Here is a 12095-nt window from a genome sequence, read left to right as displayed (position 1 = left end):
GGCCGCGCGCCCCGCCGCGCGTCACGCCCGGCGCGTGCTGATGCTCGAAGGCTGCGTGCAGCCGTCGCTGTCGCCGAACACCAACGCGGCCGCCGCGCGCGTGCTCGACCGGCTCGGCATCAGCGTCACGCCGGCGCGCGAGGCCGGCTGCTGCGGCGCGACCGAATATCACCTGAACGCGCAGGAGGCGGGCCTGGTCCGCGCACGCCGCAATATCGATGCGTGGTGGCCGGCGATCGAAGCCGGCGCGGAAGCGATCGTGCTGACGGCGAGCGGCTGCGGCGCGTTCGTCAAGGAATACGGCGACCTGTTGCGCTCCGACCCCGTCTATGCGGAGAAGGCGCGGCGCGTCAGCACGCTCGCGCGCGATCTCGCCGAAGTGATCGCGGCCGAGCCGCTCGACGCGCTGGCCGATGGGACGCCGCGCCGCATCGCGGTCCACTGCCCGTGCACGCTGCAGCACGCTCAGCGCCTCGGCGGCGCGGTCGAAAGCGTCCTGACGCGGCTCGGCTTCGATCTGACGAATGTCGCCGACGGCCATCTGTGCTGCGGCTCGGCCGGCACGTATTCGCTGACGCAGCCCGAGCTCGCGACGACGCTGCGCGACAACAAGCTCGATGCGCTCGAAGCCGCGCGGCCGGACCTGATTGTCACGGCCAACGTCGGCTGCCAGACTCACCTGAACGGCGCGGGTCGCACGCCCGTACGCCACTGGATCGAGCTCGTCGACAACCGGCTCGTCAACTGACCGGATTCCGGAGGAATGCCATGCAGACGAAACCCGAACTCGAACTGGCCGATGCCGACCGCATGCTCGCCGCCGCCCGCGCGGAAGCGGAACGCCACGGCTGGGCCGTGTCGATCGCCGTCGTCGACGACGGCGGCCACCTGCTCGCGTTCGCACGGCTGGACGGTGCGTCGCCGGCCAGCAGCGACATCGCGCAGGACAAGGCGCGCGCGGCGGCGCTCGGCCGTCGCGAGACGAAGGCGTATGAGGATATGATCAACGGTGGCCGCACCGCGTTTCTCAGCGCGCCGCTGAGCGGGTTGCTCGAAGGCGGCGTGCCGGTCACGGTCGGCGGCCGGATTGCGGGCGCGATCGGCGTGTCTGGCGTAAAGTCGGAGCAGGACGCGCAGATCGCACGCGCCGGCACACAGAGCGTCGCGGAATAACCAGCCAAGCCGCGCGCGCATTTTTCCCCGGGAGGATTAACGATGATCGACCAAGCAGGACTGCAAGTCGCGCCAGCGCTGAGCCAGTTCATTGAAAACGAAGCGCTGCCGGGCACCGGCATCGACAAGGCCGCGTTCTGGAACGGTTTCTCGGCCCTGGTGCACGACCTCGCGCCGCGCAACCGCGAACTGCTCGCGGAACGCGACCGCCTGCAGCAGGAACTCGACGCGTGGCACCGTGCCCACCCGGGCCCCGTACGCGACCACGCCGCGTACCGTGCCTTCCTCGAACAAATCGGCTACCTCGTGCCGGTCCCGTCGAACGTCGCGGCAGCCACCGCGAACGTCGACAGCGAGATCGCCACGCAGGCCGGCCCGCAGCTCGTCGTGCCGCTGTCGAACGCGCGCTACGCGCTGAACGCCGCGAACGCCCGCTGGGGCAGCCTGTACGACGCGCTGTACGGCACCGACGCGCTGCCCGAAGACGGCGGCGCCGAACGCACCGCGGCCTACAACCCCACGCGCGGCCAGCGCGTGATCGACTATGCGCGCAACGTGCTCGACAACGCGGCGCCGCTCGCGAGCGGCTCGCACCGCGACGCGCTGCGCTATCGCGTGCAGGACGGCCAGCTCGCCGTCGAAACCGCGAAAGGCAACGTATCGCTCGCGCAGCCGGCGCAGTTCGTCGGCTACCAGGGCACGGCCGACGCGCCGTCCGCGATCCTGCTGAAGCACAACGGCCTGCACCTCGAGATCCAGATCGACGCGTCGACGCCGATCGGCCGCGCCGATCTCGCGAACGTGAAGGACATCGTGCTCGAAGCGGCGGTCAGCACGATCATCGACTGCGAGGATTCGGTCGCGGCGGTCGATGCCGACGACAAGGTCCAGCTCTACCGCAACTGGCTCGGCCTGATGCAGGGCACGCTGGCCGAGGAAGTCGCGAAGGGCGGCAAGCACTTCACGCGCCGCCTGAACGCCGACCGCGAGTACACCACGCCCGACGGCGGCACGCTGTCGCTGCACGGCCGCTCGCTGCTGTTCGTGCGCAACGTCGGCCACCTGATGACCAACGGCGCGGTGCTCGACCGCGACGGCAACGAGATCCCCGAAGGCATCCTCGACGGCGTCGTCACGACGCTGTGCGCGCTGCACGACCTGAAGGCGAAGCGCAATTCGCGCACGGGTTCGATCTACATCGTGAAGCCGAAGATGCACGGCCCGGTCGAAGTCGCGTTCGCCGATACGCTGTTCGCACGCATCGAGGATCTGTACGGCCTGCCGCGCAACACGCTGAAGATGGGCATCATGGACGAGGAGCGCCGCACCAGCGTGAACCTCGCCGCGTGTATCGCCGCGGCGGCCGCGCGTGTCGCGTTCATCAACACCGGCTTCCTCGACCGCACCGGCGACGAGATGCACACCGCGATGGAAGCGGGCCCGATGATCCGCAAGGGCGACATGAAGTCGTCCGCGTGGATCCAGTCGTACGAGCGCAACAACGTGCTCGCGGGCCTGTCGGCCGGCCTGCGCGGCCGCGCGCAGATCGGCAAGGGCATGTGGGCGATGCCGGACCTGATGCACGCGATGCTCGAGCAGAAGATCGCGCATCCGCGCGCCGGCGCGAACACCGCCTGGGTGCCGTCGCCGACCGCCGCGACGCTGCACGCGCTGCACTACCACCTCGTCGACGTGCAGGCCGTCCAGCAGGAACTCGAGAAGACGCCGTACGCGAGCGAACGCGACACGCTGCTCGAAGGGCTGCTGACCGTGCCGGTCGTCGAGCGCGCCGCATGGAGCGAGGCCGAGATCCTGAGCGAGGTCGAGAACAACGCGCAGGGCATCCTCGGCTACGTCGTGCGCTGGGTCGAACAGGGCGTCGGCTGCTCGAAGGTGCCCGACATCCACGACGTCGGCCTGATGGAAGACCGTGCAACGCTGCGCATCTCGAGCCAGCACATCGCCAACTGGCTGCGCCACGGCGTGATCACCGAGGCCTTCGTGCTCGACGTGTTCAAGCGGATGGCGCGCGTCGTCGACCAGCAGAACGCCGGCGACCCGAACTATCGCCCGATGGCGCCCGGCTACGACCAGTCGACCGCATTCAAGGCCGCGTGCGCGCTCGCGCTGCAGGGCACGTCGCAACCGAGCGGTTACACCGAGCCGCTGCTGCACCAGTTCCGCCTCGCGTTCAAGGCGCAACAGCACGGCGCCTAAACCTGCGCATGCGGGCCGGTCCGCATGCCGGCCTGACCAAACGGGCGGCCCTCGCGGTCGCCCGTTTTCATATTCGCGTTGACACGGCCACTGCAATCGTCCGCTGAAACCGATAATCGGTACATACCACGTGCATTCAAGTATCTCGGACGCCCGCCGTTAAACCAGTGGAATCGCCGGCCATACGCGGCGCGGCACCCTTTTGCATACCGCAAAGCCTTGTACTGCAACGCTCTGCCCGATATTTGCAAGTCCGTGAATTCACTATAATTTGATCCGGATCAACGGGTCGCAACATTTTCCGCGCACACGAACGCGCGCGTTATACTCCGTTGAATCCACGCCACCCGATTCGCCGGATCGTCGAATCGCGGCAGATGCCACCGGTGAATCGATGATTTACCGGTTAATCCGGCCGCGATTGCCGATAATCGGTGTCAACTTTCTCCGCCGAACGGCGGGAAGGCGCCGGAAGGGCCGCGCACCGGATCGCCGCCGACACGTCATACGAACAATCGCATCGGCCCGCCGCCAGGCGGCGATGCCCATCGATCCACACGGACCATGGCAGAAACCGACTACGCAATGCCCAGCGAATCCGGCCCGACGCGCCGTGTCGCCGCTCATCTGCGCAGGTTCCTGCTGCCGCACCTGATTTTCTATACCGGGCTGCTGATCGCGCTGCTCCTGCTGCTCCTGTGCGGCATCGTGCTGTACGAAGGCCGCATCGACGCGCGCGACCGTTCCATTGCGATGCAGCAGAACCTGGCGCTGATGGCATCGTGGGACATCGAGCGCAACATCGAGATCTATTCGCTGTCGCTGCAGGCCGTCGTCGAAGGCGCGACCGACCCCGAAGTCGTCAAGCTGCCGATGCCGCTGCGCCGCCAGGTGCTGTTCGACCGCGCGACGACCGCCAAGTACCTCGGCGGCATCTACGTGCTCGACGCGAAGGGCGACATCGCGGTCGACGGCAAGAGCGATGTGCCGCGCAAGGCCAATTTCGCCAACGAGCCGTATTTCGCCGTGCACCGCGACCATCCCGACGTCGGCCTGTACGTGAGCCCGCCGTATCACTCCCGGCTGCGCGGCGGCTCCCCGAGCATCGCCCTCAGCCGGCGGATCGCGAAGCCCGACGGGTCGTTCGGCGGCGTCGCCGTGATGTCGATCCGGCTCGAATATTTCCAGAACCTGTTCTCGCGCCTGTCGCTCGGCGATCGCGGCTCGATCGCGCTGATCAACACGGACGGCAAGATGGTCGCGCGCGAGCCGTACGACCCCAAGATCGTCGGCCGCGACATCAGCCATGCCAGCACGTTCCGGCGCTTCATGACGGCCAACGAAGGCAGCTTCGCCGACACCGCGACGATCGACGGCGTGCGGCGCCTGTACGTGTTCCGGCACCTCGAGCACCTGCCGCTCATCATCATGGTCGCGCGCTCGGAGGCGGACACCTACGCCGCGTGGTACGACCGCGCGATTCCGATCGGCTCCGCGATGGCCGTGCTCGCGATCGGCTTCGTCGGCCTGTCGCTGCTGCTCGACGTGCAGTTGCGCAAGCGCCACCGCGCGGAAACCGAACTGCAGGCGCTCGCGCGCACCGACGGCCTCACGGGCCTCGACAACCGCCGGATGCTCGACGTCACGCTCGCGCGCGAATGGCGCCGCGCCGCGCGCGAGCAGCACGCGCTGTCGCTGCTGTTCATCGACGTCGATTACTTCAAGCGCTACAACGACACGCAGGGCCACCAGGCCGGCGACGACGCGCTCGCCGCGGTCGGCCACTGCATCGCCGGCTGCCTGCGCCGCCCGGCCGACTATGCGGCGCGCTACGGCGGCGAGGAGTTCGTCGTCGTCCTGCCCGACATCGACACGGACGGCGCGGTGACGATCGCCGAGGCGATCCGCACGGGCATCCTCGATCTCGGCATCCGGCATGACGCCGGCACGGCCGGCCGCCTGACCGTGAGCATCGGCGTGACGACGAGCTACCCCGAACGCGACGACGACATACAGGCCGCGCTGAAGCTCGCCGACGACGCGCTGTATCGCGCGAAGGAAACCGGGCGCAATCGCATCGTCGTGCAGACGGCCGCGCCGCCGGACCATTTCGAATCGCGGCGGGCCTGAACGCCCAGGTGCCCGGCGGCGGCGCCGCCCGCGCGCAAAATCGCCGACAATGTCGGCTCGATCCGCCGCCGCGCCGCCGCGCGGCTGACGCGCCCGGCCGGCCCGCGCCGGTTCGCGGCCGCTTCGCACCACCATGAGACTCAAGGCAAAGATCTTCCTTCTGGCCGTCGTGCCGTTCCTGCTCGCGATCGCCGGCATCGGCTTCGGCGTGCGCCAGCAGGCGACGTCGCTCGCGCGCACGCAGCACGCGACGATCCAGGCCGCGTACCTGTCGAGCAAGGAAGTCGAGCTGAAGCACTATGTCGAGCTCGCGACGAGCGCGATCATGCCGCTCTACGACGCGAGCGGCCGCAATGCGCGCGACGACGCGCTGCTGCGCACGCAGGCGCTCGCGATGCTGCAGAAAATGGATTTCGGCCCGGACGGCTATTTCTTCGTGTACGACCTGCACGGCAATGCGCTGATGCATCCGCGCGAGCCCGAACGGGTCGGCCACAACTACTGGTCGATGCGCGACCCGCAGGGCGCGCTGACGATCCAGAAGCTGATCGGCGCGGCGTCGAGCGGCGGCGGCTACGTGCGCTACGCATGGCAGCGACCGTCGACGGGCCGCGTCGCGCCGAAGCTCGGCTACGTCGTCGCGCTCGAACGCTGGGGCTGGATGGTCGGCACCGGCATCTATCTCGACGACGTCGACACCGCGCTGCAGCGCATCGACGCGCGGGCATCCGCGAACATCGAGCGCACGATGAGCTGGCTCACCGCGATCGCGCTGACCGGCGCGGCGGCGATCGCCGTGTGCGCGCTGGTGCTGAACGTCAGCGAGTCGCGCAGCACCGACGCGAAGCTCAAGCTGCTCGCGCAGCGCATCGTCGAATCGCAGGAGCAGGAGCGTGCGCGGCTGTCGCGCGAGCTGCACGACGGGATCAGCCAGATGATGGTGTCCGCGAAGCTGATGCTCGAATCCGCGCTCGCGCGCTTCGAGCGTGGCACGGCGCGCGTGCCCGAAGCCGAGCAGGCGCTCGCGTCGGGTGTCGGTCGGCTCGGCGACACGCTGCGCGAAGTGCGGCGCATCTCGCATGCGCTGCGGCCGTCGATGCTCGACGATCTCGGCCTCGCGGCCGCGCTCGAACAACTCGTGCGCGAACTCGGCGCCGAAAGCGGCATCGACATCGGCTATACGCAGGTCGCGCACAGCGGCGCGCAGCCGCTGCCCGAGGCCGTCAACACCGCGCTGTTCCGGATCGCGCAGGAAGCGTTGAGCAACATCGTGCATCATGCGCAGGCGTCGCGCGCGGCCGTCACGCTCGACGTCGGCGCGCACGCCGTCACGCTGACCATCGCCGACAACGGCTGCGGCTTCGACGCCGAACGCTCGCAGGCCGACGCGCGCCGCGGCATCGGCCTGCGCAACATGCGCGAGCGCCTCGACGCGCTCGGCGGCACGCTGACGATCGCGTCGCAGGTCGGCCACACGATCGTCGCCGCGCGCGTGCCGCTGCGCGGCGTGACGACACGCCCCATGACAGGAGACTTTCACGCATGAGCGCCCTCGACTCCGCCCGGCCCGCCGCCCGACTGCTGCTCGTCGACGATCATCCGCTCGTGCGCGACGGCCTGCGGATGCGGCTCGAGGCGGCCGACCTGTCGGTGGTCGGCGAAGCCGGCAACGCCGACGAGGCGCTCGCGCTCGCCGCGTCGCTCGAACCCGATCTCGCGCTGATGGACGTCGGCATGAACGGGATGAACGGCATCACGCTCGCGGGCGTGTTCCACGATCGGTTTCCCGGCATCCGCGTGCTGATGCTGTCGATGCACGACAACGTCGAATACGTGACGCAAGCCGTGCGGGCCGGCGCGAGCGGCTACCTGCTGAAGGATTCGCCCGCGAGCGAGATCGTCCGCGCGATCGGCGCGGTACTGGCCGGACAGACGTTCTTCAGCGAAGGGCTGGCCGCGCGGATGATCCACGCGAGCGCGACCGCGTCGCCGCTGGATCGGCTGACGCCGCGCGAACGCGACATCCTCGATGCGCTGGCGCAAGGGTTGTCGAGCAAGCAGATCGCGCAGCAGACGGGGCTGTCGGTGCGCACGGTCGAAACGCACCGGCTCAACCTGAAGCGCAAGCTGGAGATCGAAGGGCAGGCCGAGCTGATCAAGTTCGCGGTCGAGCATCGGCGGCGGTAGGTCGGTACCCCAAGCGCATCCCCTCACGATTCGCCGTTCAATTTCATACTCGTCCAATCGACCGCTCCCCGGGTCGATGGAATCCTTTCGCTTGCCGCAGCAGGCGACATCGTCATGAGCCGCGCCCTCCCGCGCGTGACGTCGTCACGCGGCACGCGGTATCGCCGGCACGGGTCGGCGACCGGAACCGAGGAGCGAAATCATGAAACGCCGTATCGCGGTGGTCGGCGACGCGCTGGAGACCGGGGGAAGCATCCTTGCCTATGCGGGGCCGACATTCACGTTCGGCAGCCCCGGCCGCCCGGTTGCGTTGATCGGCGGTCTCGCATTCTGCGATGCATGCCAAGGCACCGGGCCGATCGCCAAGGCCGGCGGGCCGCGACGTCTCGAATTCATGGGTGAAACGGCCGCCGATGGTGACGTCGTCTTATGCGGCTGCCCGACACCGCCGCGCATCGTCGCGGTCCTCGCCGGCGAATCATGGTGCGATGACATGGCGGAAACGGCAGGCATTGTGACGTCCGGCGAAAATCGGAAAGGCGGTGTCGTGTCGATCATCGCGGGCGCTTACGACGAATCCGTTCACGCCATCGGAAGTGGTGCGTCGACAGGCTATCCGTACGTTATCGAAACGTCGGACGGACGCATCCACTCGGGCCACCTCGACGACAGCGGGCATCTGCCGCGCATTCACACTGCCGGTGAGGATGAATACGTCGTCTATTGGGGCGACGAAGCGCTCGCCCGATCAAGCGGGGACGCATAGTGCCGAACCCGAGGACAACCGTGAAGACAACCGCCGTGCCGGAATCACACAAGGCAGTCGAGTTGAAGTCCGTGACGTTTTCCGAGCTCTGGAACAACTATGCTCACGGCAACCCGTACGACGATCCGAACGGACAATACAAGAACCAGTGTGCAATCCGGATGAGCGTGACGCTGCACAAGGTCGGCATCGCAATGAAGTCGTTTTCGCAGAAGCGGGTTCGGCCGATGCCGGGCAAACCGACGATAGGCCGCCTTCTCATCGACGGTAAACCGACCGCGACTCGTGCATACGAGTTCGCCGAATGGTTGAAGCTGCGGCCGGTCGCCGGCGTGCTGCCTCCCGAGAACATTACGGGACCCGATTGGGCACGCAAAGTAGCAGGCCGAACCGGAATTGTCTTTTTCGATGGCTACTGGTTGCAGGACGGCGATTCGCCAGATAATTTGAGCGGCGGGCATATCGACCTCTGGAACGGACGCAGGCTCACCGGTTTCGCATCAGGCATTCGGATTTCATGGAATATAGTCATAGCGGGCTTCTGGTCTGATTTCCGTCACTCAAAAACCATCCTGTTCTTTCCCGTCAAATGAAACTCGTTGCCGCTGTAGCGGGCGCACTTGTCGGCGCAGCCTGCGCGACCTTGTTCTGCTGGGGCGCGCTCTACGCATACGGAACGTTCGTCCTGCATGGCAGGGGCAGTCTTTTCGATACGAACCCGGAAATCGCGAATGCATTCTTCGCAGGATGGGGTGGGCTGTCTGTCATCGTTGCGATCGTCTCGGCGAGCATCGTAACTCGCAGGAAATCACGTTAATTCTCGGACACGCGGCCAAAAATGAAGCGTCGTCACCGGAAACGAATCGTGCGGCATTCGTCGATGTGGTGGTCGACGACTGCCTGCGGATGCTCGGCATCGGCACATGACGCACAGTCAACGCGCAGCCATGAAAAAAGGGCGCCCGAGGGCGCCCTTCATGCATCCGGATCGCGGCCTTGAATCAGCCGTCAGTTCGTCCGCGAATTGTGCTTCTGCAGATACGCGATGAGCCCGTCGATCCCGCCCGACGACAGCTGGCTCTTGAACTGCCCCTGGTACACCTGGATCAGCCACGCACCCGACATGTCGATGTCGTAGATCTTCCAGTCGTTGCCGACCTTGCCGAGACGGTAGCCGACCGACTGGCTGTCGCCCGGCGTCGTGACCGTCGACTGCACGAGCGCGTCGGCGCCCGACGCGCCGCCGGCCTTGAACGAGAACTTCGCGTCCTGGCTGCCGAGCTGCGCGAGCGACGCGGCGTAGGTGCGCGTCATCAGCAGCCGGAACTGCTTGTACAGCTCCTGCTGCTGTTGCGGCGTGGCCTGCTTCCACGCATCGCCGACCGCGATGCGGGTCGTGCGCTCGAAGTTGGTCGCGGGCAGGAAGCGCTGCTCGACGACTTGCGAGACTTTCGCCATGTCACCGCCGCGCGCGGCCGGGTCGGCCTTCATCGCATTGACGGTGCCCTCGACCGCATTGCGGACGATGTCGACCGGCGCGCTCTGCGCGAAAGCGGAAACCGACACGGCGGCGGCCGCGACGAAAGCAAACAGATGACGTTTCATACGGATATCGCACTCGATGGGAAAAAACGACCGGCTCCTTGCATCGGCCGGTGAAGCAAAGTATACCGGGCCCGACGCCCCGGTGCCTCACGGTGACCGACTGTTACCTTTCAGCCGCATTTGTCACAGGCCGCGCGGCCCCGCACCGATTATGTAAATATCCCCATACAAACGAACCGGTCATCGGTACCGATTTCGCCGCCACGAGCAAATCTCCTTCCCGCCCCGAAACCCGCAACGTCACGACCGCCGCCACGCCGCGCCGGTATACTTGGCTACTTTGCCCTTGCCAGCCGCTCCCCACCGCCACATGGTGACATCTCTCATCGTCCGACTCGTCGCATGGTCGGTGCGCCGCCCCGTCTGGGTCGTCGTCCTGTCGCTCGTCATCGCCGCCGTCAGCGGCGTCTACGTCGCGCAGCATTTCAAGATCAACACCGACATCAGCAAGCTCGTCGATGCCGAGCCGCAATGGGCCGCCCTCGGGCAGGCCGTCGACAAGGCGTTCCCGCAACGCAACGGCACGATCCTCGCGGTCGTCGAGGCACCCGCGCCCGAATTCGCGAATGCCGCCGCGCATGCGCTGACCGAAGCACTGCGGAAGGACGCGGCCGCCGGCCGCATCGGCCAGGTCGCCGAGCCCGGCGGCGGGCCGTTCTTCGAGCACAACGGCCTGCTGTTCCTGTCGCCGCAGGAAGTCGCCGATACGACGTCGCAGCTCGCGAGCGCGCGCCCGCTCGTCAACGAACTCGCGAAGAACCCGAGCCTGACCGGGCTCGCCACCACACTGGCCACCACGCTCGGCCAGCCGCTGCTGACGGGCCAGGTGAAACTGCCCGCAATGGCGAAGCTGCTCGCGCGCAGTGCGGCGACGGTCGACGACGTGCTGGCCGGCAAGCCGGCCGCGTTCTCGTGGCGCGCGCTGGTCGACAACGATGCCGCGCGGCTGCCCGCGCGCGCGTTCGTCACCGTGCAGCCGGTGGTCAACTACGGCGCGCTGAAGGCCGGCGCGGAAACGAGCCAGGTGATCCGCGACGCGGCCCGTTCGCTCGACCTCGAGAAGCGCTACGGCGCGGCCGTGCGCCTGACCGGCGAGCAGCCGCTCGCCGACGACGAATTCGCGTCGGTCGAAGACGGCGCCGCACTCAACGGCGTGCTCACGCTGCTCGCCGTGCTCGTGATCCTGTGGCTGGCGCTGCGCTCGAAGCGGATGATCGGCTCGGTGCTCGTCACGCTGTTCGTCGGTCTCGTCGTGACCGCCGCGCTCGGCCTCGCGATGGTCGGTTCGCTGAACATGATCTCGGTCGCGTTCATGGTGCTGTTCGTCGGCCTCGGCGTCGACTTCTCGATCCAGTACGGCGTGAAGTACCGCGAGGAACGCTTCCGGGATCCGCGCATCGATCACGCGCTGATCGGCGCCGCGCATTCGATGGGCATGCCGCTCGCGCTGGCCACCGCGGCCGTCGCCGCGAGCTTCTTCTCGTTCATCCCCACGGCTTATCGCGGCGTGTCCGAACTCGGGCTGATCGCGGGCGTCGGGATGTTCGTCGCGCTGCTGACCACGCTCACGCTGCTGCCCGCGCTGCTGCGCCTGTTCGCGCCGCCGGGCGAATCGAAGACGCCGGGCTTCCCGTGGCTCGCGCCGGTCGACGACTACCTCGATCGTCATCGCAAGCCGATCCTGATCGGCACGCTCGCGGTCGTGATCGGCGCGCTGCCGCTGCTCGCGTTCCTGCACTTCGACTTCAACCCGCTGCACCTGAAGGATCCGAACAGCGAATCGATGGCGACGCTGCTGGCGCTGAAGGATTCGCCGGAAGCCGCGGTCAACGATGTCACGCTGCTCGCGCCGTCGCTCGCCGAAGCCGACGCGGCCGCGAAGCGCCTCGACACGCTGCCCGAAGTCGGCCGCACGACCACGCTGTCGACCTTCATCCCCGCCGACCAGCCGGCCAAGCGCGCGGCGATCGCCGCGGCCGCGAGCGACCTGCTGCCGGCGCTGACGCAGCCGGCCGCG

10 protein-coding genes are annotated in these 12095 nt (G+C 67.6%); 9 read left to right on the top strand and 1 reads right to left on the bottom strand.

Annotated features, from left to right (window positions below):
• The 8 genes from glcF to G3N62_RS31310 form a co-directional block, all read left to right on the top strand.
• A partial coding sequence (gene glcF, locus G3N62_RS31345) for a glycolate oxidase subunit GlcF (RefSeq protein WP_206141409.1) occupies positions 1-748 on the top strand: 748 nt, incomplete at its 5' end.
• Positions 749-768: 20 nt separating this feature from the next.
• Positions 769-1173, top strand: a complete 405-nt coding sequence (locus tag G3N62_RS31340) for a heme-binding protein (RefSeq protein ID WP_059559247.1) — start codon at positions 769-771, stop codon at positions 1171-1173.
• A gap of 42 nt (positions 1174-1215) precedes the next feature.
• Entirely contained in the window at positions 1216-3390 is a 2175-nt protein-coding gene (locus tag G3N62_RS31335) for a malate synthase G (protein WP_124670769.1), read from the top strand.
• A 564-nt stretch (positions 3391-3954) separates the two neighbouring features.
• On the top strand, positions 3955-5520 hold the full coding sequence (locus G3N62_RS31330; RefSeq protein ID WP_034187571.1) for a sensor domain-containing diguanylate cyclase: 1566 nt from the start codon (positions 3955-3957) through the stop codon (positions 5518-5520).
• Positions 5521-5653: 133 nt separating this feature from the next.
• The gene (locus tag G3N62_RS31325; RefSeq protein ID WP_049028716.1) at positions 5654-7066 is read left to right on the top strand and encodes a cache domain-containing protein; all 1413 of its coding nucleotides are present in this window, start codon (positions 5654-5656) and stop codon (positions 7064-7066) included.
• Complete coding sequence (locus G3N62_RS31320; RefSeq protein WP_034187570.1) at positions 7063-7707, top strand: response regulator transcription factor; 645 nt, start codon at positions 7063-7065, stop codon at positions 7705-7707. The genes G3N62_RS31325 and G3N62_RS31320 overlap by 4 nt, the downstream gene beginning before the upstream one ends.
• A gap of 202 nt (positions 7708-7909) precedes the next feature.
• A complete protein-coding gene (locus tag G3N62_RS31315) occupies positions 7910-8473 on the top strand; it encodes a PAAR domain-containing protein (RefSeq protein WP_124670770.1) in 564 nt (187 codons plus the stop codon).
• Positions 8473-9066: a type VI secretion system amidase effector protein Tae4 gene (locus G3N62_RS31310; RefSeq protein ID WP_034187568.1), complete on the top strand. Its 594-nt coding sequence runs from the start codon at positions 8473-8475 to the stop codon at positions 9064-9066. The genes G3N62_RS31315 and G3N62_RS31310 overlap by 1 nt, the downstream gene beginning before the upstream one ends.
• Before the next feature lie 415 nt (positions 9067-9481).
• On the opposite strand, the gene G3N62_RS31305 is transcribed toward G3N62_RS31310, so the two are convergent.
• Positions 9482-10078, bottom strand: a complete 597-nt coding sequence (locus G3N62_RS31305) for an ABC transporter substrate-binding protein (RefSeq protein ID WP_034187567.1) — start codon at positions 10076-10078, stop codon at positions 9482-9484.
• A 310-nt stretch (positions 10079-10388) separates the two neighbouring features.
• On the opposite strand from G3N62_RS31305, the gene G3N62_RS31300 reads away from it, so the two are divergent.
• Positions 10389-12095: MMPL family transporter (locus G3N62_RS31300; protein ID WP_206141408.1), on the top strand; the 1707-nt coding region annotated here is incomplete at its 3' end.

This window comes from Burkholderia sp. Tr-20355 (assembly GCF_017104685.1).
GTDB lineage: Bacteria > Pseudomonadota > Gammaproteobacteria > Burkholderiales > Burkholderiaceae > Burkholderia > Burkholderia seminalis.
This window is presented reverse-complemented; position numbering and strand designations above follow the sequence as displayed.